We start from the raw sequence: 21,653 nt of genomic DNA on the forward strand, positions 1-21,653 counted from the left end.
GAAGCGGTTCGAGCGAAGGCTACGAGGCTAGACTGAATACAAACACATTCCCTTTGGACATGTCAGTCGAGGAATTGTAGCGTAATCAAATGGGAAGACTCCTTAAGATTTTGGCATCGACCCTCGGTGGTTTCGGTGCGCTTTTGATCGCTGCCGCCCAAACCAAGCCTGAAGATGCTTTATCAAACGGAGCGGGATGGGCGAAGCTGATCGGGGCAGATCAATTAGTTGAGCTGTTGTCCCGCCCTTATGCCGATCGGGTAATGACCGGCATTGGGGCATGTCTACTTATAGTAACGTTAGTCGCTTGGGTATCAAAACGACCTGCGAAGCAACCTGCCGTCATCGAAGCAGCACCTCCACCGAACACACTGTTATCAACGCATGACGAAATTTTCAAAGACCCCATTGATAAGATTCGGCAAAAGCGAGCAGCGCGACACGTTGAAGAAGAAAACGAGATTGCTCGAAATTGGGCAACAAGGGAGGCTGCTGGAAATCGATTGAAGGACTGGTCCCAGCGACTTGCGAACATAGAAGGGAGCTGGGAGCGATATACTCAAGCTGGTTTACCCGCCGAATATAGTGAACGGTATTGGGAGATATGGCGTGACGACCGTGTGATGGGCAGAGAGGTTTTACCGAGAATAACCGTCGATCTGTCGTATGACGAATATGCTCATCTGGTGGAGGGCAAGCCCCCGCTACAGCGGGCCGGTATCAAACGAACATACCAAAGCTATCAAACCGCCAAACGATCTTTAGAAGCTGGTATAGCGAAGACAAAATCCCAACTAGACCATGCAAGTGAGGCTATTGAGCGCGGGGGGATTTTGGGTCTTAACCGACAATCTGATATTACACAGAGCCACTCCGGTTCTGGGAACAACATTATCAACAGAGGGGGGGATGTGTGAGCGAAAAAATAATTCAAAATCATTCCGGCAGCGGGCACAACATAAGCGCCGAAACGGTCTATTTTGGACGTCCCCAATTCGAAATGACCGAAGATGTCATGCGTGACGTTTTGCAACAGGTGGAGGGCGTCAATGACCTCACTATCCAACCAGTTGGAAGCAACAGATCCGGCGACATGGTACTTAAGCTAATGACCTTTCTCAGGTCAAACGCCGTAAACATTAAGTTGGAGGGAGGTGCACGGTATTTGACCCCACCGCTTGAAAGGCCGATAGAACTGCGTGGCGGACATCGTCTTTTCGTTGATTCTTCGAAATAACGAGCGCTGATGCGCCCGCTCCGATCGCGTGGTGGTTGGATGGTACCAGCCTAACAGCGGTTGAATTCGTTAGCCGGGTGAGGGGCGGCGAGAGGCCGCCCCGGCCGTCATCGTAAGTCGAAGTTCGAGATAATCAGCTCAGCGGCCTTCACGCCCGCGCCTACGCCGACTGTGTAGGTCGTATCAGCCTCGATCATGTAAAACGCGGCGAAAGTCGCGCGCGCACCAGGCGTATCGTTGATCGACAGCAGGAACTTGCCCTTGATGTCGGCGAGCTGCGCCGCGAGCTGGCCGAAGTCGTCGCGGCCGAACACGTCCTGGCCGTAGTCCTTCTCGCATCCCCAGTAGGGTGGATCGAGATAGAACAACATGCCGGCGCGATCGTACCGGCGGATGAACTGGGAATAGCCGAGCTGCTCGATCATAACTCCTGCGAGCCGTTCGTGGATGTCGGCAAGCATTGGCTCAAGCTTCGCGACGTTGAACCGTGCGCCGGTCGTCGTGCTGACGCCGAACGAGCGGCCTGCGACCCGACCGCCGAATGCCAGTCGCTGGAGATAGAGAAAGCGGCATGCGCGTTCGAGATCGGTCAGCGTCTCGGCCGGTGTAGCCTTCAGCCGCTCGAACTCCGCGCGGCTGGCCACACGGAACCGCAGCATGTCGATCATGTAGGGATAGTGCCGTTGCAGCACGCGGAAGAACGTCGCGACGTCGCCCGACACGTCGTTGATGACCTCGACCTTCGGTCGCGATCGGCGGCGGAGGAAGACGCCGCCCATCCCCACGAAGGGCTCGGCATAGCCGTCATGGTCGACGCGCTCGATCATCGCGACCAGGCGCGATGCCAGATTACGCTTGCCGCCAATATATCCCGCCGCGGGTGCGACGGGACGAATAAGATTTAGAGTGTTCACTTTACGTTCTCGCGTCATAAGTGCCGCACCCCGCGAATCGTGGGGTGCGGGACGGCCGGTGGCCGATGGTCGTGGCGAGAGTGATCCTCGTCGGTTTGCCGGGCTCCACCCCGGCATCCCCCGCTCGGCTATGCCGGACGTGAAAGCTTAGCTGGCTGGTGCTGGCACCCGCCGCGGCGCGAAGGCGACGGCTTCGACGCCCACCGCCTCGTTGATGTCCAACAGGCGTGCCTGGATCGGTTCGATCTCCAGCTCGAAAAACATATCGACCGCTTCGCTGGGCTTGCCGAGCGTCGAGCCCTGCGCCGGCACAATGCCCAGCAGCACAGGGGGCGTGCGGTGCGCCGCCAGTACGTCGTCGCGCGTCGCGTTCTTGATCCCCATGAACTCGTCGTTCGCGCCGACCTGGGCGATCGGCAGTATCTTGATCCCGCCATCCTTGCCGCCAGGCTGGTGGACGAAGAGGTTGCGGAAGTTACCCGGCCCCTTTGACCGCTTCAGCGCGTCGCGGATCGCATTGACGTCGCCATCGGAGAATTCACCGGTCGCATGTAAAATGAAACCGGCATGACTACCATTCAGATAGTATTTGCGGCGAAACAGGGTGGCGGCTTCATTGAGCAACGCGGATTGTAGCGCAGAGATATACTCCGGCACGCCATAAATCTCTTGGTTGATGTCGGGCTGCATGATCTGGATAACGCTGCCGGGTCGAAACTCGAATTCCGTCGCTAGGTTTTCCACGAAGAAATACCGGCCCTCTTCGATCCCGCGGCGTGTGAATTTAGCCAGGGAATGATCGAGGCGCATGAGTCCGCCTAGGACACTGCGGCGCTGCTCGACGAAGCCGAAGCCGAACACCAGATAATCAAACACCAGCTTTTCGAACGCGCCGCGCGACAGCCACGGCGTCGGCGTGAACGACCGCACCAGCAAATTGCGCTTCAGCAGGATGGCCGAGCTATGATGCGGGCTCGCGCGAAACGATCGGGCCAGGCCATCGACGCTGATCGGCGGTTCGAACCATCGACCGTTATGAGGGCATTCGAGCATATCGAGGATCTCGCGCCGGCTGTTGACCGGCTCGGGATCCCCAAACGAAAACGCCGCTACCGACGTCAACTTCTCCGGCGTCGTGACGATCGCGCCGGCTCGGCCGGCCTCGTGACGGCCCATGCGGCGTGCCTTGCCCATTATAGAATCTCCATAGTCGACTTGGGCGCTTCGCGGCCGTCGAGCGGTTCGTTGTTAAGGACGTGCATGATCGACCAGGCGAGATCCGCGTGGCCGTCGTCGCCGCCCCGGCCGGCCTTGAACGTGACGTTCCGGCCGCTGGTGGTCAGCGTTTTCTTGATCGAGACGAAGGACGAGACGACATCGAGCCAGCTCGCATCGAACGTCATGCGCCCGCGCGAGATCACGTTCTGCGCCTTCATGATCATCATCGCCTTCACCTCGAGCGAATATTCGATCTTGGTGACGCCCTTGATCCCGGCATCGGGTTTGGCGAGCAGCTGGTAGACGCCGGCGCCGACGCCCGACGCGTCGATGCCAAGGAACGTGCAATTGTACCGCGACAGCATACCCTTCACGAAGGTGGCCTGCTGTTCGAAGTCGAGACCGCGCAGCGGGTGGCGTTCGAGCAGGCGGAAAGCGCCGCCCTGGACGAGCGGCGGTGCCATGATCGACAGCGACGCATTATCGCCGTTCTCACTGTTCTGCGGATCATAGCCGGCCCACACGGGGCGCTCACCGTACGGGCGTGCGGCCTCCGGATTGAAGTCGGTCCAGTCCTCCATAGAGTCGCAGCCGCATTTAATCAGGTCGTTGAACCGGAACGCGGACAGGCTGTCGTCGACGAAGTCGCAGTCGAACAGGTTGGCAAACTCGTCTGGCGCATAAGCGACCAATCTACAAGCCACTTCCCGCCCGCCAAGTGCAACGCCAGCGGCGCACCCGAATCGGTGTCGAGGAACTGGCGAAGATGTTCGCCTACCTGTTGCGCCACAGCCTCGCGACGCTCGTCCGTAACAATGGCGCGAAGAAGTGGGACCTGGAGGGCTTCATGGGCCACCGCGACGGAAGCCAGACCGAGGTCTACGCGATTGGCGAATTCCCCACCGTCGTGCGCGCCCTGAATCGCATCATCGCCAAGATCGAGAAGCTTGCTCCGGGCTCAACGCACCGGAACCCTACCGGAGTCGGCGTCGCCGAAAACTCGGCGGGAGTGATAAAAATGTGAGTTAAATCAACCACTTGTCGATGGTGCCGCTTACAGGACTCGAACCTGTGACCCCCGCATTACGAATGCGATGCTCTACCAGCTGAGCTAAAGCGGCCCGACGACGGATGTATCCGGTCGAGGGGGCGGCAACTACCAGCGGTTTTGCGGGCTGACAAGCGGTTTGCGAGTTTACTCTGTGTTTACCAAGAGCAGTGCACAAGTGCGGTAACGATACGGGGATCTTTGGGCATGACGACGGCGCGCAGCGTAGAGGATGGACGCGCGGCGGACGCGGATAGCGTGACGCTAGCGCGGGATGCGTTAACGACGCCTGCACATACCGGCGCGTCCGATTCGACCGATGCGGGCGTCAACGACGTGATGTTCGATCTTGGCGGCGATGAACGGCGGATGCACGTGCGCGCCTACAACCATTGGGTGTCGCTGCTGAAGGATCGGCCCTACCCGTCGATCGCCGATCTCGAGCCCGAGACGATCACCGATTTCGGGCCGCACAGCGTGCTGCTCGATTTCAGTCAGGGCATGGGCGATCCGAAGATCGCGTATCTCGGACGGGCACTGCGCGAGGAGTGCGGGCTCGAGGGGCCGATCGCGACGATCGCGGACGTCCCGAGCCGGTCGCTGCTGTCGCGGTTGACCGATCATTACCTGCAGATCATCGCCAATCGCGCTCCAATCGGCTTCGAGGCGGAGTTCGTCAGCAGCCGGGGGCGGACGACGCTGTACCGCGGGATCCTGATGCCGTTCGCGTCGGGTGGGGTGACGATCGACTTCATCTACGGCGTGATCAACTGGAAGGAGCTCGCGGACGCGGATCTTCAGGCGACGCTGTCTGCCGAGCTGGATGCCGCCGTGCATGCGTCTCCGCACGGCTCGGGCGCGACCGCGCAGGTCTGGGCGGATGGGCCGAGCGGTGGCTTCGATATCATGCCTGCCGAGCCGACGCCTGCGGCCATGCAGGAGCTGGTGTTGGATGACCCCTTGCCCGCCGACTATGTGCTTGTCGGGCGGCTTGGCGAGCAACTGGCGATGGCGCGGGAGAGCGCGGCGCAGGTCCGTGCGGCCGAAGCGCGTAGTCGTGCGGCGCTGCACCGGACGCTAAGTCGGGCGCATGATCTTGCGGTGTCGGCCGTGCAGGACGACGATGATTTCAGCGCGATACTCTCTGCTGCCTGCATGCCGGGTGGGACGGACGCGATGACGCAGATCGTCGCGCTTGTGTTTGGCGCAAATTTCGAGGCAGCGCGGTTGGAGACATTCGCGACGGTGCTGCGACACGCCCAGCGGCATCAGGTGCCGACAGGTGGTTTCGCGAGCTTTCTCGGCGGGTTCGACGGTGATCTGGCCGCAATTGCAGTGGCCGAGCGGTCTGAATTCTAGGTGCGCCGCAGCATAACCCTTCGCACCTGCCACAAGGGTTGAGATAGGCGAATAGCGGGCGCATAGGCCCTGACCTATGGCGAACCAATCGTTGAACACGCTCACCGAGACCCTTGCGGGCCGGTTGACCGAACGGGCCCTTCCGGGCGAACTGAGGGACTTCGGGGCAAGCGAGGTCGCGCAGGCCGCGGCGTTCGTTGCCGCGACTGCCGCACACCGCGACGACGGTGCGCCGGCAATCGCGATCGAGCCGATCAGTGGCGACGACACGCGGCGGCGAATGCGTCTTGCGATCGTCAACGACGACATGCCGTTCCTGGTCGATTCGATCGCAGCGGCGATCGGCGCGCAGGACATTGCGGTCGACCGGATCATCCACCCCGTCGTCCGCACGACTCGCGCGCCCGACGGCACGCTGCATGCTATCGACGCCGATGGCCAGGGTGCAGGCCGCCCCGAATCGATGATCTATCTGGAGATGGAGCGCGCCGATGCGCGTGACCGTCGTGGGCTGATTGAGGACCTCACTGCGGTGCTGGCCGACGTCCGTGCGGCGGTAACCGACTGGCGCGCGATGCAGGCGGCGCTCGACGACGATATTGCGATGCTGCCCGAGGGCGAAGGTGCTGCGCTGCTGCAGTGGTTCCTGAACGGGCATCTGACGCTGCTCGGGCATCAGATCTGGCATCGTGACGGGAGCGGTCACGCCGCGCTCGGTATCGCGCGCAACGAACATCGCGTGCCGATCCTTGCCGAGGCCTCGCGCGCACTCGCGATCGAATGGTTCGAGGCGGGCAACGATGCACCGTTGCTGCTGAAGTCGAATCTTATCTCGACCGTGCACCGTGCGGTGCCGCTCGACCTCGTCGTGGTGCCGGTGATGGAGGGCGCGACGGTCGCCGGGCTGTCGATCTATAGCGGGCTTTGGACCAGCGCTGCGCTCGCCGCGATGCCGCGCGACGTGCCGGTGTTGCGCACGCGACTTGCGGCGATGAAGGCGAAGTTCGGCTTCGATCCGCGCGGTCATGCCGGCAAGGCGTTGACGCATGCCTTCACCGCGCTCCCGCACGACTTGGTCATAGCGTTCGCGCCCGATGCGCTGGAGGATCTGGCGCTGACCGCAATGAGCATCGCGGATCGGCCGCGACCTGCGCTCGTGCTGGTGGAGTCTGCGCTCGGGCGGCATTTGTTCGGCTTCGTCTGGTTGCCGCGCGACGACGTCACTACCAGCCGCCGCGTCGCTATCGGCGACATGCTGGCCGAGGCAGCGAATGCGAGCGTGCTCAACTGGTCGATCGCGCTGGAGGACGGCGAGGTTGCGATGATCCGCTACACGCTCGATCTGCGCGGCGATGGCCGGATGCCCGACGTCGCGCCGCTCGCGCTCCGGTTGCAGCGGATGGTGCGCGGCTGGGTGTCGGACGTCGAGGCCGCCTTGGTCGAGACGTTGCCGCCGCCGCGTGCCGCGCGGCTTGCGCTGAAATGGGCGGCGGCGTTCCCGCAGAATTATCGCAACCTCAGCACGCCTGCGGAGGCTGCCGAGGATATCCAGCGGATCGCCGCGCTGGCCGATACGGACGCGCGTGGCGTGCGCCTCGTCCCGGGTGAGGCCGGTGCCGATCCACAGCTGAAGATATACAAGCTGGGTGGCGCCCTCCCCCTGTCGGACGCCGTACCGGTGCTGGAGAATTTCGGCTTCCGCGTGATCGGCGAACTGCCGACGCGGTTGCGCGACGACAGCGTGCCGTTCGTGCATGACTTCGTGCTGGAGGCGAACGACGCGGCGCAGCAGAGCGACGCGCCCGTGCTCGAAGGCGCGATCGCGGCGGTGCTGGAGGGCGCGGCCGAGAATGATGCGTTCAACCGGCTGATCGTCGAACTCGGGATGCGCCCCGAGGCGATCGTGCTGTTCCGCGCGTGGTTCCGGTATCTGCGTCAGGCCGGGCTTCCGTACGGGCTGACCACCGTAGTCGATGCGCTGCGGCGTGCGCCGAAGGTCGCGGCCGCCCTGATCGCGCGGTTCACCGCGGTCCACCATCCAGATCATCCCGGCAATGCGATCGAGGCGGATCAGGCGATCGAAGCCGGGCTCGACGCGGTCACCGCGATCGACGACGACCGTATCCTGCGCGCGTATCGCAACCTGATCGCGGCGACACTGCGGACCAACGCGTTCACGCCGGCCGCGTCGGAAGCGCTCGCGTTCAAGCTCGACAGCCATCTGATTCCCGGCCTGCCCGCCCCCGTGCCGTGGCGCGAAGTCTGGGTGTATTCGCCGCGCGTCGAAGGCATCCACCTCCGCGCCGGCCCGGTCGCACGTGGCGGCCTGCGCTGGTCCGATCGTCGGGACGACTTCCGCACCGAGATCCTCGGGCTGATGAAGGCGCAGCGCGTCAAGAACGCGGTGATCGTGCCGACCGGCGCGAAGGGCGGCTTCTATCCGAAGCAGCTCCCCGCCCCGTCGAACCGCGACGCATGGCTCGCCGAGGGTACCGAGAGCTACCGGATCTTCATCCGCACCTTGCTGTCGATCACCGACAACATCGTCGAGGGCAAGGTCGTCCATCCGGACGGCGTGACGATCCTCGACGGCGAGGACCCATATTTCGTCGTCGCCGCCGATAAGGGCACCGCAACGTTCAGCGACGTGGCGAACGCGCTCGCGCTCGAACGCGGCTACTGGTTAGGCGACGCGTTCGCGAGCGGTGGCTCGGTTGGGTACGACCACAAGGCGATGGGGATCACCGCCAAGGGCGCATGGCTCAGCGTCCAGCGGCACTTCGCCGAACGTGGCCTCGACGTGCAGAGCGAGAGCATCACCGTCGTCGGCTGCGGCGACATGTCGGGCGACGTGTTCGGCAACGGCATGCTGTTGTCGAAGACGTTGAAGGTGATCGCGGCGTTCGATCACCGCCACATCTTCCTCGACCCCGATCCCGATCCGGCGACCAGCTGGGACGAGCGCAACCGGATGTTCGCGCTGCCGCGGTCGAGCTGGGCGGACTACGACGCCAGCCTGATCTCGAAGGGCGGCGGCGTGTTCGCGCGCACCGCCAAGGTCGTGAAGCTGTCGCCCGAGGTGCAGGCTGCGCTCGGCGTAACGGCGAGCGAAATGGAGCCGGGCGCGCTGATCTCGGCGATCCTCAAGGCGCCCGCCGACCTGCTCTGGTTCGGCGGCATCGGCACCTATGTGAAGGCCGCTTCCGAGGCGAACGTCGCGGTCGGCGATCCGGCCAACGACCGCCTGCGCGTCAATGCCGAGGATCTGCGCGTGATCGCGATCGGTGAGGGTGCGAATTTGGGCGTCACGCAGGCGGCGCGTATCGCGTTCTCCGCGCGGGGCGGGCGGATCAACACCGACTTCATCGACAATTCGGCGGGCGTCGACTGCTCGGATAACGAGGTCAACATCAAGATCGCGCTCAACCGCGAGATGATCGAGGGGCGGCTGGAGTACGAGGACCGCAACACGTTGCTCGCCAGCATGACCGACGACGTCGCGCATCTGGTGCTGGAGGACAACCGTCTCCAGACGCTGGCGCTGTCGATCGCCGAGGCCGACGGTGCGGTGGCCGTGCCGAGCTATGTGCGCGTGATCGAGATCTTCGAGGGCGGCGGCAGGCTCGATCGTGCGGTCGAGGGGCTGGCGTCGAACGACATCCTGCTGCGTCGAGGCCAGGATGGGCTGGGCCTCACGCGGCCTGAGCTGGCGGTGCTGCTGGCGACGGCCAAGCTCGGGTTGCAAGATGCGATCGAGCATAGCGACATCGCCAAGGACGACGCACTCAAGCCCGACCTGCATGCTGCCTTCCCGGCAGCGATGCGCGAACGGTTCGCGACGGCGATCGACGAGCATCGGCTGCGGCCGGAGATCGTCGCGACCAAGCTCGCCAACCGGATCGTCAACCGATTGGGCATTCTCTACCCGTTCGAACTGGCGGAAGAGGAAGGCGCGGCGATGGGCGATATCGCGGCGATGTTCGTCGTCGCCGAGCGCCTGTTCGACCTGCCCGCGTTGTGGGCGGAGATCGAGACCGCGGTGATGCCCGAGGCGGCACGGATCGCGCTGTTCGACGAGGTCGCGGTCGCGACCCGCTCACAGATCGCCGACCTGTTGCGCGTGTCGGCGCCGGGCGCCGTGCCAGGCGAAGTCCTCGCGCGGCTGGCGAAGGGGATCACGCAGCTCGACAGCCAGACCGCGGCGCTGCTGCTCGAAGAGGCGAGCGCGCAGAGCAGCCGTATTGCGGGGCAACTCGAAGCGGTCGGCGCGCCGGGCGATCTGGTGCGGAAGGTCGTTCGCCTGTTCGAGATGGACGGCGCGGTCGGGCTGGCGGATCTCGGCGAGCGGATGGCGCTCGACGAGGCGGTGGTGACGCGGGCCTTCACGCATCTCGGGCAGGCGCTGGGGCTCGACTGGGCGCAGGCGAATGCGGCGCGGATCAGTCCGACCGATCCTTGGGAGCGGTTGCTGGTTGCCGGGCTGGCGCGCGATTTCCAGCAATTGCGGCTGGAGTTCCTCGCGCGGTGCGGTGCGCAGGATCCGCAGGGTGCGGTCGAGAAGTGGCTGCTGACGAACGCCACGCGGGTGGCGCAGTTCAAGGCGGTTATCGACCGTGCGCGCCATGCGGCAGTGCCGAACGCGGCGATGCTGGCGCAGATCGCCGGTCAGGCGCGGGTGTTGCTGGGGCGGTGACTTCGAAACCCCTCTCCCCGCCGGGGGGAGGGAGGGGCCCGCGTGCTCTTGCGCGTGGGAGGGTGAGGGAATGAGGCTCGGGACGCGAGTCCCCACCACCCCTCACCCTCCCGTCGCCGAGAGGCTCCTCCTTCCCTCTCCCCGAAGGGGCAAGGGGCGAGTCACGTCCGTCGCGCCGCCAGTTCCGCCTTCCACTTCCGCGCGCGCCACCACATGATCACCCCGGTCACGGCCAGTACCGCGGGCAATATCCCGCCCAGGAAGATGATCACCTGCCACAGCGCACCCATGTCGGTGCCATCGTGGATCCGTCGCATCCACGGCGCCACGCCGCCCTGAGGCCGCGCCGGTGCCGCGGTCGCGCCGCCGGTGTCGTCCGCCACCTTCACCCCGATCGGCGCGCCGCCGTTCTGGCCCCTGCCCTGAAACGTCACCGTCCAGTCCGCGCTGAGGTCGGTCGGCCACGTGACGCTCCGTAACGGTGCATTATCGACGATGCCGCGGGCCTTGCCGATCGCCACCGCCAGTGGCTGCGCGGGCGACGCCAGCGGTTTTGCGCGCATCATCGCGCCGCGGTCGGGCCCCCCTCTCGGCCGCGACGTCTCGCCGGTGAGCTTCCCGAAAAACTGCGGGAATGAGATCCACGCGCCGGTCAGCGACAGCACGAACAGCGGCAACGCGATCCAGAACCCGAACAGATGATGCAGGTTGGTCTCGACGTCGCGGTGTCGCCGGAACCGGAACCCGCGCGTCCACTTCCCGACCGTCGGCCACCACAGCCACAGCCCGGTAAAGCACGACACCATCATCGCCACGCCGATCCAGCCGACGATCGAACGCCCGATGCCGGATAGTTGCAGGCTTCCATGCAGGACGTGGAGGAACCGCACGAGCCCGCCGTTCGACGGCGACACCTCCAGCACGCGCGCGGTCGGTGGATCGAGATACACCATCGTCCGCTGGGGAGGCCCTGGCCGGGTCGGCGCGCTGGCTGAACTGGCCGCAACGACCACCGGACCGCCGTCGTCGGGCATCGTCAAATTCGCGATCTGCTCGCCATTCCTCAGTACCGCGCGTGCCGCGGCGACATAGCTGTCCGGCCCAACCACGGTCTTGCCCGAGACTGCATAGCGCGCCGGATCGACGATCCGGTCGAGCGCGTCATGCCAGACCAAGGCCGCACCGCTGAGCGACAGCGGGATGATCAGGATCGCCAGCACCAGCCCGATCCACTTGTGGACCTGGAACCACGCGCGCCGCATCGCCAGCTTGTTCATTATCTACTCCCTGTGTGGGGAGCGTGGCATGGCGAGTGCGCGCAAGTCCATCCACACACACCCGTCATCCTGACGAAAGTCAGGACCCAGGCTCACGCGCGGTGCACTGCTTTGCTCTGGGTCCTGACTTTCGTCAGAATGACGGGGCGGGATTACGCGTCGGCCCAGCGGCGCAGGAGATTGTGGTACACGCCCGTCAGCCGCACCGTGGCCGGATCGCCCTGCCCTTGTGCCGCCGCGACCGCCTGCACGCCTTGGTCGAGATCGAACAGGATCCGCCGGGCGCCGTCGTCACGCACCATCGACTGGAGCCAGAAGAACGACGCAGTACGCACCCCGCGCGTGACCGGCGTCACCCGGTGCAGGCTGGAAGCGGGGTAGAGAACCATATGCCCGGCCGGTAGCTTGACCGATTGTGGCCCGAACTGGTCCTCGATCACCAGCTCGCCGCCGTCATAGGTCGCGGGGTCGTCGAGGAAGAGCGTTGCGGACAGGTCGCTGCGGATGCGAAAATCGGTGCCGCGCTTCATCCGGATCGCGTTGTCGACGTGCAGCCCGAAATCCTGTCCGCCGGTGTAGCGGTTGAACAGCGGCGGGAACACTTTAAGCGGGAGCGCCGCCGCGACGAACAGCGCGGACCTGCCGAGCGCATCGAGGACCATCCCGCCAGCCTCGCGCGCGGCGACCGAGTCCTCGGGCAATTGCTCGTTGCGCTTGGCGAGCGCGCTCTGTGGCCCCGACGTCGCGTTGCCGTCGATCCACTCGGCGTGATCGATCAGCGTGCGGACACGGGCGACGCCAGCAGCATCGAGGACATCAGGGATCGCGATCAACATGGCGTCACTCTAGAATGCGGCGGCGATACCGGCAAACTGCCCGCGTCGCCGCCGAGCCTCACAGGCTGTAGAACAGCGTCAGCCGCACCGAACGCGCCTCGCCCGGCGTCGCCCAGCCATTGTTGCGGATGCCGGTGTAGTATTTTTCGTTGGTGAAGTTCTGCACGTTGAGCTGCGCGGTCAGGCCGTTGCCGACGGTGTACGACAGGAACGCGCGGTGCGTTAGGTAGTCCGCCGAGTCGAAGACGGGAGTCACCACGGTCGTCGGCGCGAGTGGGGTGGCCAGCGCGCTGTTGTTGAGCGCGAACGCCCCCTGATAGGTCAGGCCGTAGCCGAGCTGGAGGCCGAACGGCAGCGTGTAGGTAGTGAACAGGCTGCCCGAATGCTTCGGTGTGTTGGTGAGCTCCTGCCCCGCCTGCGTATCAAGGATCGCGGCCGAGTTGCCGCATGGGTTGGTCGTCGTCGTGGTCGTGCCGACGGTCGTACGGACCGGACCCGGATTGGCGAGACAGAAGTTCGAGACGCTCTGGATGACCTTCGCCTTCAGATACGTGTAGTTGGCGAAGATCGAGAACGCGTGCGAGATGCTGCCGCTGGCGCCCAGCGCGATGCCGTCGACGCGCGAACGGCCGTCGTTGACGCCCAGCGTCGTGACGATCGGGTCGTTCGTGGCGACACGGTAGTTGGTACGCTCGTTGCGGAACACCGCCGCCGTCAGCTGCAGCTTGCGCGAGAACAGGTCCGCCTTCGCGCCGAATTCGTAGTTCACCGCCTTTTCCGGCTTCACGTCGCATGGGTCGAGCTGGCCCGCGGGTGCGTTGATCAACGTACCACAGCCGAGCCGGACGGTCGCCGACGTCGGCGTGGTCGCGTTGCCGTACGACGCGTACAGGCTGACGGTCTCGATCGGCTTAAAGTTAATGCCGCCGCGGTACGAGAACAGCGTTTCGTCGCTCGTCTGGTTCAGGCCGCGTGCATAGGTGCCGAGCGTCGCGTCGGGCACGACCGAGAAGGTATCGGCGCGGAAACGGCCCTTGGCATGCTCGTAGCGCAGGCCAAAATTGACCTCGATCTGCGGGATCACCTTGATCGTATCGAAAGCGTAGACCGCCGCATTGCTCGTCGTGCCCTCCGACCGGCCGGCCTGGATGAAGTTGAACGGGCCGGTGTAGTCGGTGTTCGGGTTGGCGAGGTTGATCGGCGGCTGGGCGACCGTTGCGCCGGCCGCGGTACGCAACGTGTTGCCCGTGACGATCGTGTAATCCTCCTGCGAGACCGACGCGCCGAGAACCAGCGTATGCTCGAGTCCCGCGGTATCGAAGACCGAACGGAGATCGGTCTGGTTATAGAGGATCTGGTTTTCCTGGTTTCGGACGAAACCGCGAGGGCCGCTCGGGTAATAGGAACCGGGTATGTTCTGACCCGGAGCGGTTGCCGTCGGGGCGGGACAGGCCGCCGGCGTCGTCGCGACGTTGGTCAGCGGCTGGGGCTGGAACCCGGTCGACAGGCAGAACACACCTTGCGGGGCGCTCGTCAACGAGTCCTGCTGGACGCGCTGCCACCGGCTCAGGTTGCGGATCAAGACCTTGTCGGAGAAGCTGTGGCTGACCGTCGCGGTGGCCTGGTCGACGGTGATGTCCTGCTTGTCGAGATTCCGGATGCCGTAATAGGCGGAGTTGTCAGCACCCGGCAGCGGCCCGTTGTTCACCGCATTGCGGAAGTACGGCACGCCGTAGACGGGGACGTTCTCGTCCTCCTGATGCAGATATTGCAGCGTCAGGCTGGTCGGGCCCTCGACGCCGACGATCAGCGACGGCGCGACCGCCCAACGCTTGTTGTTCTCGACGTCGCGGCCGGGAATGTCGTTCTTGTGCGCGACCGCATTCAGACGGACCGCGACGAGGTCACTGACGCGGACGTTCGAGTCGAGTGTCGTGCGATAATAATCGTCGGTGCCGACGCCGCCGGACACGACCGTCAACGTTTCCGCCTGCGGGCGCTTGGTGATGAGGTTGATCGTGCCGCCGACCGATCCGCCACCGCCGAACACGCTGTTCGCGCCATTATAGACCTCGACCTGTTGCAGGTTGAACGTCTCGCTGCGGCTATACTGCGCGCTGTCGCGGACGCCGTCGATCGTGATGTCGTTATTGGCGGAATAGCCACGCAGGTTGATGCTGTCGCCGTAGCCGCCGCCGCCTTCGCCCGCACCGAAGGTGATGCCGGGGATCGTCTGCAGCACATCGCGCAAGGTGAGCAGGTTCTGCTTGCGGATCGTCTGGTCGCCGATGATGGTGACCGTCTGCGTGGTGTCGAGCAGGCTGCGCGTCGCCTTCGGGCTCTCCAGCGTGGTCGCGGGAACGGTCTTGCCGTTGACGACGATTTCGTTGCGGTTGAGCTGCTTTTCCTGGTCGTCGGCCGCGTGGACCTTTGCCGATTCAGCTGGGCGGTCGGCAGCGTAGGCTGGTGCGCTGGCAATGAACCCTACGCACGAAAGCGCAAGAAATGCAGGCGCGACGGACGAACGCGACGAAGGACCAGACATGCGAAACCCCTTATTGTTGCGGGTTCGCTATTGAGAGTCGTTTTCACTGTCAACGCTATTGCGACTAATTCTCATGAATCGTTCGAGAACAGCCATGATCTCAAGGCGCTAGCGAGATTGGGGGGATCGTCAGCCAAGATGCGTATCGCGTCGATTTCTGCGACCAGCGCAGACAAGGGCAACGCGAGGCGCGCCGCAGAAGCCTCCAGCGCTTGCCAGAAGATGGGTTCGAGGCTGATGGACGTCTGGTGGCCTGCAATGGTGATCGAGCGTTTGACGGGTCCGTGGAACCCGCCCGCGGGCGCCGTAATGCCGCCGCCCGCGATCACCGGCGGATCATTCGGTATCGAACAGCGAGGCCAACTGCTCGATAATCGTGCCGCCAAGCTGTTCGACGTCCATGATCGTGACGGCGCGCGCGTAATAGCGGGTGACGTCGTGGCCGATGCCGATCGCGACCAGCTCGACCGGCGACTTGCTCTCGATCCAGCCGATCACCTGGCGCAGATGGCGCTCCAGATACGAGCCGGAATTCACCGAGAGCGTCGAATCGTCGACCGGTGCGCCGTCGCTGATCACCATCAGGATGCGACGCTCTTCAGGCCGCGCGACCAGCCGCGCGTGCGCCCACATCAGCGCCTCGCCGTCGATATTCTCCTTCAGCAACCCCTCGCGCATCATCAGCCCGAGTGAGTTGCGCGCGCGGCGCCACGGCTCGTCGGCGCGCTTGTAGACGATGTGGCGAATGTCGTTGAGCCGACCCGGCTGCGGCGGACGCCCGGCGGCGAGCCAGGTCTCGCGGCTCTGCCCGCCCTTCCAGGCGCGCGTTGTGAAGCCGAGGATCTCGGTCTTCACACCGCAGCGCTCCAGCGTGCGGGCGAGAATATCCGCGCTGATCGCCGCGATCGAGATCGGGCGGCCGCGCATCGAGCCGGAATTGTCGATCAGCAACGTCACGACGGTGTCGCGGAAATCGGTCTCGCGCTCGGCCTTGTAGCTCAGCGACAGCGTCGGGTTGACGATCACGCGCGCCAGCCGCGCGGCGTCGAGGATGCCCTCCTCCTGGTCGAAATCCCACGACCGCGACTGCTGCGCCATCAATCGCCGCTGAAGCCGGTTGGCAAGCTTCGATACGGTCGATTGCAGATGCACGAGCTGCTGGTCGAGATAGCCGCGCAACCGCGCCAGTTCGTCGGCGTCGCACAGCTCGGTGGCGGCGATCACCTCGTCGAACTGCGTCGTCCACGGCTTGTAGTCGAACGCGCCGCCCATGTCCGCGAACGGACGGTTCGGGCGGACCGGCTGCATGCCTTCCTCGCCGTCGTCACCGGGCTCGCCGTCGATGTCGTCCATCGATTCGTCGCTCTGCTCCTGGCCGTCGCTTTCCTCGTTCTGCTGCTCCGACTGTTCGCCGCGCGCCTCGACTTCGCCCTGGCCGTCCTCGCCCTGGTCGTCGCCTTCGTCGCCCTCGTCCTGCTGCTGTTCGTCGGTGCCCTCGTCCTCGGAGCCGCCTTCGTCGCTTTCTTCTGGGACCTGATCGCCTTCGACCAGTTCGAGTTCCTGCAGCATTTTCCGCGCAAGGCCCTGGAACGCCTTCTGGTCGTCGAGCGCATAGGCGAGCGCGTCGAGATCGGTCTTGCTCTCGATCCACTCGCGGACCAGCGCGAGACCGGGTGCGGCGATCGCGGGCGATTCCTGCCCGGTCAGCCGCTCGCGCACCATCAGGCCGAGCGCGGTTGACAGCGGCACCTCGTCGCGATTGCGCGCGCGTGTGATGGGGTCTGCACGCAAACGAACGTCGAGCGCCCGTTCAAGGTTCTCGGTAATCCCCGCATAACCGCGCGACCCAAGCGCCTCGACCCGTGCGGTTTCGACCGAATCAAACACGGCGCGCGCAACCGCCTCGACCGGCGCCGCACGGTTGTGCAGCGCGATGTCGTGATGCTTCAATCGCAGCGCGAAACCGTCCGCGAACCCACGCGCCTCGGCGACCTGCTCGAGCGGCAGGGCACGCGCGGGCATCGGCACCTTGATGTGCTTGCCGCTCTGAGTCGGCGCGTCCGCGGTGAAGGCGAGTTCGACCTCCGGCTCCTCCGAAATCGCACGCGCGGTGCCGGCAAGAACCGCCTTGAAGCGATCGAGAGGGGTTTCGTTGGCCAAAGGTTTAGGCCTTGCCCACCACGCTCTCAGGCAAGTCCTTGCCGAACACGCGCTGGTAATATTCGGCGACCAGCGGCCGTTCCGCCTCGTCGCACTTGTTGAGGAACGACAGGCGGAACGCGAAGCCGACATCGCCGAAGATCAGCGCGTTCTGTGCCCAGGTGATCACCGTGCGCGGGCTCATCACGGTCGAGATGTCGCCGTTGACGAAACCCTTGCGCGTCATGTCGGCAACGCGGACCATGTTCTCGACGGTCTTCTTACCCTCGGGCTTGTCGTATTCGCCGGACTTGGCGAGCACGATCTGCGCCTCGACCTTGGCGGGCAGATAGTTGAGCGTGACGACGATGTTCCAGCGGTCCATCTGGCCCTGGTTGATCTGCTGCGTGCCGTGATACAGCCCGCTCGTGTCGCCGAGGCCGACCGTGTTGGCGGTCGCGAACAGGCGGAACCATGGGTTCGGGCGGATCACGCGGTTCTGGTCGAGCAGCGTCAGCTTGCCCTCAGTCTCCAGCACGCGCTGGATCACGAACATCACGTCGGGGCGGCCCGCGTCATATTCGTCGAACACTAGCGCGGTCGGGGTCTGCAACGCCCAGGGCAGCAGGCCTTCGCGGAACTCGGTGATCTGCTGGCCGTCCTTCAGCACGATCGCATCGCGCCCGATCAGGTCGATACGGCTGATATGCGCGTCGAGGTTGATGCGGATGCAAGGCCATTTCAGGCGCGCCGCAACCTGCTCGATATGCGTAGACTTGCCGGTGCCATGATAGCCCTGGACCATCACGCGACGGTTATGCGCAAAGCCCGCCAGCACGGCGAGCGTCGTGTCGGCATCGAAGACGTACGCCGGATCGAGATCGGGCACGCGCTCGTCGGCTTCGGAAAACGCGGGCACTTCCATGTCAGAATCGATCCCGAACATCTCTCGCACCTTCACCATGCGGTCAGGTGCGTCGAGGATCGTGGTCTCGCGGCTGTCGGGCTGGGTATTCGGGATATCGGTCATGTTGGCCTCGTGTTCCCGGTAGCTCTAGGCCAAGCGCGGGCAGTTACTCAACCGCCGCTGTACGATTGGTCGGGCGATTGACCGGAAGAGTTAGACGAACCGCTCGCCAGCCGTGCGGTTCCGGCTGGCGGGTCGTGAAATATCGATCAGAGTAAGTATGGATCACATTCCCGCTTCGTCAGGCAAACGCGGTCGCGCCTTTCAGGTGCTGGTAGGCCGCGATCACCTTCTGCAATTCCGCTTCGTGCGCCCGGTCGCCGCCGTTGCGATCGGGGTGATAGCGGCGGACGAGTTCGCTGTAGCGTTTGCGCAGCGCCGTCCGGTCGGTGTCCGTGCCGAGCCCGAGCACGCGCAACGAGCGCCGCTCGCCGTCGGACAGCACGCGGCCGTCCTTGCGCGCCGCCGCCATCCGCTCACCAAAGCGCGCGCCGATCGCGTCGATCGGATCGGCGAAGTCCGCCCATTTCGGCGGCGTATCGCCGCCGCCGTGCGCGAAAGCGCGCGTCTCGCGTTCCCAGCCCGCCAACGGGCGCTGCGCGTAGTGGATCTCGTCCGCGGTCATGCCGTCGAAGAAATTATACCCCGAATTGAATGCGCGGACATGCTCGAGGCAGAACCAGCGGAACTGCGGCGGGCCGCCGTCGCTCGGTCCTTCGAGCGGGGGCGCACGAAATTCGCCAGGCTCCTGGCAGTCGCGCCACATGCAGACGCGACCCGTCCCTTCCACGCGGCCGTGAAACCTTGGACTGGGGCGCTCTTTCCGCTCTTTTCGATCCTCGTCCGCCACCGGCTCCCCGCGCTTCCAAAACGGGCTATATAGGGAGCATGACAGACCTCGCCACCGGCTCCGTACAGGACCAGATCACCACCCGCCTCACCGCGACCCTCGCCCCGACGCACCTGACCGTCGTCAACGAGAGCGGGCTCCACGCCGGCCACATGGGCGACGACGGCACCGGCGAGACGCATTTCCGCGTCGAGGTGGAAACGTCGGCGTTCGAAGGGCTTAATCGCGTCGCGCGCCAACGCCTCGTGAACCAGGCGCTCGCCGAACTGTTGAGCACGAAGATTCACGCGCTCGCCATCAAGGCCCGCGCGCCCGGGGAAAGCTGATGTCCTACAAGCTCTGGTACTGGCCCTCCATCCAAGGGCGTGGCGAGTTCGTCCGGCTTGCACTCGAAGGCGCCGAGATCGCCTACGAGGATTGCGCGCGCAGCGTAGGCGAAGAGGGTTTGCTCGCCGATCGCACCGGCCGTACGCCGTTCGCACCGCCCTATCTCGAACTCGACGGCCTGGTGATCGCGCAGGTCGCCAACATCCTGATGTATCTCGGCGAGCGTCACGGTCTTGCGCCGTCGAACATGGCGGACCGGCTGTGGCTCAACCAGCTCCAGCTGACGATCGCCGACCTCGTCGCGGAGGTCCACAACGTCCACCATCCGGTCGCGATGATGGACTATTACGACGACCAGAAGCCCGAGGCTGCACGTGCCGCAAAGCAGTTCCGCGAGGCGCGGATGCCGAAGTATCTCGGCCATTTCGAGGATGCCGCGCAGGCCAACACCGGCGACTGGCTGATCGATCACAAGTGGACCTACGCCGATACGTCGCTGTTCCAGGTGATAGAGGGGCTGCGCTACATGTTCCCGAAGCGGATGAAGACGCTAGAACCCGATTACCCGAACCTGGTCCGCATCCACGATCAGGTCGCCGAACTGCCCGGCATCAAGGCCTATCTGAAGAGCGACCGCCGCCTCGCCTTCAACACCGACGGCATCTTCCGCGCTTATCCAGAGCTGGATTCGGCATGAGGCTTGGCAGCGTCCTACTCAGCACCTCGCCAACCAGCACCTCCCTGGCGAAGGCCGGGGTCCAGTTGGGAAACAGGGGTAACGACGGGCTGCCCTCCGCCATATCGACCTTTCCAACTGGGCCCCGGCCTTCGCCGGGGTGGTGCTGGCTGTGAGAACCCCACGCCCAGCCGCGCGCATCCTGCTCGTCGACGGCCAAGACCGCGTCCTGATGTTCCGCTTCACGCCGACCGATCGCCCCCCGCTCTGGTGCACGCCCGGCGGCGCAGTCGATCCCGGCGAGAGCTACGCCGCCGCTGCTCGCCGCGAACTCTGGGAGGAAGTCGGCCTCGACATCGACTGCGGCCCCGAAGTCGCGCGCCGCGTCGTCGACTTCCGCACCTTCGAGGGCGTCGAGGTCACCGCCGACGAACGCTATTTCCGGATCGACGTCGACACCTGCGACGTGAAGGCGGGCAACCTCACCGAACAGGAGAAGCAACTGCTCGTCGGTCACCGCTGGTTTTCCCGAAACGACATCGCGGGCTTCCACGAAACGCTCTATCCAGCAGACTTGGTCGAGCTTCTCGACGCCACGGAACCTGCCAAGGGATAACGCCATGCTCGATGATTTCGTCCTTCAGACCATCCTGCCGTCGACGCACGATCTCGGCGGGTTCAAGGTCCATCGCACGCTGCCGAACAAGGAGCGGACGATGGTCGGCCCGTTCCTGTTCTTCGACCAGATGGGCCCGGCGCATCTCGACATCGGCCAGGGCATCGACGTGCGCCCGCACCCGCATATCAACCTGTCGACGGTTACCTATCTGTTCGACGGTGCGATCGACCACCGCGATTCGCTCGGCACGCAGGCGCGAATCGAGCCCGGCGCGGTCAACCTGATGACCGCGGGCCACGGCATCGTCCATTCCGAACGCTCGCCCGGCGACGAGCGTGCCGAGGGCCCCAACCTGTCGGGCATCCAGACCTGGCTGGCGATGCCCGAGGCGGTCGAGGAGATCGATCCCGCGTTCGAGCACGTCACCAAGGCGCAACTGCCGACGATCGAGGCGCACGGCGCACGCTCGCGGATCATCATGGGCAGCCTGTGGGGCCAGACCGCGCCGACGACGACCTATTCGGGGACGATCTACGCCGACATCGCGCTCGATCCTGGCGCGAGCGTGCCGATCGACGCGGCGGCGGAGGAGCGCGCGATCTATCTTGCGATGGGCGAGGCGACGCTGGAAGGCGTGACGCTGGAGCCGCAGGTGCTGTACGTGCTCCGGCCCGGTATCGCGGCGACGCTGCGGTCTGCGACTGGCGGTCGCGCGATGCTGTGCGGCGGCGATGCGTTCACGACGCCGCGCCATGTGTGGTGGAACTTCGTCAGCTCGAACCGGGATCGTATCGAACAGGCCAAGCGCGACTGGAATGCGGGCAACTTCCCGAAAGTGCCCGGCGATGAAAAGGAGTGGATCGAAATCCCCGCGATCCCAAAGACGGTCAGCTATCCGTAACTCCTCCCCTCCCGTTTACGGGAGGGGGTAGGGGGTGGGCACGTGCT

The 21,653-nt window shown here is 64.7% G+C and carries 18 protein-coding genes and 1 tRNA gene; 8 read left to right on the plus strand and 11 right to left on the minus strand.

Going from position 1 to position 21,653, the window contains the following annotated elements; translation table 11 throughout:
- Nucleotides 1-110: 110 nt before the first annotated feature.
- A complete protein-coding gene (locus C8J39_RS18520; RefSeq protein ID WP_147420675.1) occupies nucleotides 111-917 on the plus strand; it encodes a hypothetical protein in 807 nt (268 codons plus the stop codon).
- A 427-nt stretch (nucleotides 918-1,344) separates the two neighbouring features.
- On the opposite strand, the gene C8J39_RS11930 is transcribed toward C8J39_RS18520, so the two are convergent.
- The 3 genes from C8J39_RS11930 to C8J39_RS11940 all read right to left on the minus strand — a co-directional run bounded on the left by C8J39_RS11930 (nucleotide 1,345) and on the right by C8J39_RS11940 (nucleotide 4,061).
- Nucleotides 1,345-2,151, minus strand: coding sequence for a DNA adenine methylase (locus C8J39_RS11930; RefSeq protein ID WP_404969340.1), 807 nt, complete (start codon nucleotides 2,149-2,151; stop codon nucleotides 1,345-1,347).
- Nucleotides 2,152-2,298: 147 nt separating this feature from the next.
- Entirely contained in the window at nucleotides 2,299-3,345 is a 1,047-nt protein-coding gene (locus C8J39_RS11935) for a phage portal protein (RefSeq protein WP_259457542.1), read from the minus strand.
- A complete protein-coding gene (locus C8J39_RS11940) occupies nucleotides 3,345-4,061 on the minus strand; it encodes a hypothetical protein (protein ID WP_259457543.1) in 717 nt (238 codons plus the stop codon). Before C8J39_RS11940 ends, C8J39_RS11935 begins: the two co-directional genes overlap by 1 nt.
- A gap of 74 nt (nucleotides 4,062-4,135) precedes the next feature.
- Here C8J39_RS11940 and C8J39_RS11945 point away from each other — a divergent pair, with 74 nt between their 5' ends.
- Nucleotides 4,136-4,393, plus strand: a complete 258-nt coding sequence (locus C8J39_RS11945) for a hypothetical protein (protein ID WP_259457544.1) — start codon at nucleotides 4,136-4,138, stop codon at nucleotides 4,391-4,393.
- A gap of 21 nt (nucleotides 4,394-4,414) precedes the next feature.
- Here the strand turns inward: C8J39_RS11945 and C8J39_RS11950 are convergent.
- Nucleotides 4,415-4,490: transfer RNA gene (locus C8J39_RS11950), tRNA-Thr, on the minus strand.
- A 134-nt stretch (nucleotides 4,491-4,624) separates the two neighbouring features.
- Here C8J39_RS11950 and C8J39_RS11955 point away from each other — a divergent pair.
- Together C8J39_RS11955 and C8J39_RS11960 are read left to right on the plus strand one after the other, a co-directional pair.
- On the plus strand, nucleotides 4,625-5,776 hold the full coding sequence (locus C8J39_RS11955; RefSeq protein ID WP_120300693.1) for a hypothetical protein: 1,152 nt from the start codon (nucleotides 4,625-4,627) through the stop codon (nucleotides 5,774-5,776).
- A gap of 76 nt (nucleotides 5,777-5,852) precedes the next feature.
- Entirely contained in the window at nucleotides 5,853-10,469 is a 4,617-nt protein-coding gene (locus C8J39_RS11960) for an NAD-glutamate dehydrogenase domain-containing protein (protein ID WP_120300694.1), read from the plus strand.
- A gap of 161 nt (nucleotides 10,470-10,630) precedes the next feature.
- Here C8J39_RS11960 and C8J39_RS11965 read toward each other — a convergent pair whose 3' ends face one another.
- The 7 genes from C8J39_RS11965 to C8J39_RS11995 form a co-directional block, all read right to left on the minus strand.
- Entirely contained in the window at nucleotides 10,631-11,746 is a 1,116-nt protein-coding gene (locus tag C8J39_RS11965) for a PepSY domain-containing protein (protein ID WP_120300695.1), read from the minus strand.
- A 152-nt stretch (nucleotides 11,747-11,898) separates the two neighbouring features.
- Nucleotides 11,899-12,582 (minus strand): Fe2+-dependent dioxygenase, encoded by a 684-nt coding sequence (locus tag C8J39_RS11970; RefSeq protein ID WP_056063827.1) that lies wholly within the window; start codon nucleotides 12,580-12,582, stop codon nucleotides 11,899-11,901.
- A gap of 58 nt (nucleotides 12,583-12,640) precedes the next feature.
- A complete protein-coding gene (locus tag C8J39_RS11975) occupies nucleotides 12,641-15,127 on the minus strand; it encodes a TonB-dependent siderophore receptor (RefSeq protein ID WP_120300696.1) in 2,487 nt (828 codons plus the stop codon).
- Between the two features lie 71 nt (nucleotides 15,128-15,198).
- Nucleotides 15,199-15,456, minus strand: coding sequence for a ribbon-helix-helix domain-containing protein (locus C8J39_RS11980; protein WP_404969341.1), 258 nt, complete (start codon nucleotides 15,454-15,456; stop codon nucleotides 15,199-15,201).
- Nucleotides 15,457-15,463: 7 nt separating this feature from the next.
- Complete coding sequence (gene cobT, locus C8J39_RS11985) at nucleotides 15,464-17,287, minus strand: cobaltochelatase subunit CobT (RefSeq protein ID WP_120300697.1); 1,824 nt, start codon at nucleotides 17,285-17,287, stop codon at nucleotides 15,464-15,466.
- A gap of 4 nt (nucleotides 17,288-17,291) precedes the next feature.
- Entirely contained in the window at nucleotides 17,292-18,296 is a 1,005-nt protein-coding gene (gene cobS / locus C8J39_RS11990; RefSeq protein WP_056052421.1) for a cobaltochelatase subunit CobS, read from the minus strand.
- 178 nt (nucleotides 18,297-18,474) lie between these two features.
- Nucleotides 18,475-18,999 (minus strand): J domain-containing protein, encoded by a 525-nt coding sequence (locus C8J39_RS11995; protein WP_120300698.1) that lies wholly within the window; start codon nucleotides 18,997-18,999, stop codon nucleotides 18,475-18,477.
- Nucleotides 19,000-19,121: 122 nt separating this feature from the next.
- Between C8J39_RS11995 and C8J39_RS12000 the strand changes: the two genes are divergently transcribed.
- The 4 genes from C8J39_RS12000 (at nucleotide 19,122) to C8J39_RS12015 (ending at nucleotide 21,606) form a co-directional block, all read left to right on the plus strand.
- The gene (locus tag C8J39_RS12000; protein ID WP_120300699.1) at nucleotides 19,122-19,409 is read left to right on the plus strand and encodes a BolA family transcriptional regulator; all 288 of its coding nucleotides are present in this window, start codon (nucleotides 19,122-19,124) and stop codon (nucleotides 19,407-19,409) included.
- A complete protein-coding gene (locus tag C8J39_RS12005) occupies nucleotides 19,409-20,107 on the plus strand; it encodes a glutathione S-transferase (RefSeq protein WP_120300700.1) in 699 nt (232 codons plus the stop codon). The genes C8J39_RS12000 and C8J39_RS12005 overlap by 1 nt, the downstream gene beginning before the upstream one ends.
- A gap of 145 nt (nucleotides 20,108-20,252) precedes the next feature.
- Nucleotides 20,253-20,702, plus strand: coding sequence for an NUDIX hydrolase (locus C8J39_RS12010; RefSeq protein ID WP_120300933.1), 450 nt, complete (start codon nucleotides 20,253-20,255; stop codon nucleotides 20,700-20,702).
- A gap of 4 nt (nucleotides 20,703-20,706) precedes the next feature.
- Nucleotides 20,707-21,606, plus strand: coding sequence for a pirin family protein (locus C8J39_RS12015; protein WP_120300701.1), 900 nt, complete (start codon nucleotides 20,707-20,709; stop codon nucleotides 21,604-21,606).
- The last annotated feature ends 47 nt before the right edge of the window (nucleotides 21,607-21,653 follow it).

The sequence above is a fragment of the Sphingomonas sp. PP-CC-1A-547 genome (genome assembly GCF_003610375.1).
In the GTDB taxonomy this organism is placed as follows: Bacteria; Pseudomonadota; Alphaproteobacteria; order Sphingomonadales; family Sphingomonadaceae; genus Sphingomonas.

Coding starts and splice junctions, on each gene's coding strand:
- C8J39_RS11935 (WP_259457542.1), bottom strand. CDS start 3,345: ATGGGCAAGGCACGCCGCATGGGCCGTCACGAGGCCGGCCGAGCCGGC.
- C8J39_RS11945 (WP_259457544.1), top strand. CDS start 4,136: ATGTTCGCCTACCTGTTGCGCCACAGCCTCGCGACGCTCGTCCGTAAC.
- C8J39_RS11955 (WP_120300693.1), top strand. CDS start 4,625: ATGACGACGGCGCGCAGCGTAGAGGATGGACGCGCGGCGGACGCGGAT.
- C8J39_RS11960 (WP_120300694.1), top strand. CDS start 5,853: ATGGCGAACCAATCGTTGAACACGCTCACCGAGACCCTTGCGGGCCGG.
- C8J39_RS11965 (WP_120300695.1), bottom strand. CDS start 11,746: ATGAACAAGCTGGCGATGCGGCGCGCGTGGTTCCAGGTCCACAAGTGG.
- C8J39_RS11970 (WP_056063827.1), bottom strand. CDS start 12,582: ATGTTGATCGCGATCCCTGATGTCCTCGATGCTGCTGGCGTCGCCCGT.
- C8J39_RS11975 (WP_120300696.1), bottom strand. CDS start 15,127: ATGTCTGGTCCTTCGTCGCGTTCGTCCGTCGCGCCTGCATTTCTTGCG.
- cobS (WP_056052421.1), bottom strand. CDS start 18,296: ATGACCGATATCCCGAATACCCAGCCCGACAGCCGCGAGACCACGATC.
- C8J39_RS11995 (WP_120300698.1), bottom strand. CDS start 18,999: ATGTGGCGCGACTGCCAGGAGCCTGGCGAATTTCGTGCGCCCCCGCTC.
- C8J39_RS12000 (WP_120300699.1), top strand. CDS start 19,122: ATGACAGACCTCGCCACCGGCTCCGTACAGGACCAGATCACCACCCGC.
- C8J39_RS12005 (WP_120300700.1), top strand. CDS start 19,409: ATGTCCTACAAGCTCTGGTACTGGCCCTCCATCCAAGGGCGTGGCGAG.
- C8J39_RS12015 (WP_120300701.1), top strand. CDS start 20,707: ATGCTCGATGATTTCGTCCTTCAGACCATCCTGCCGTCGACGCACGAT.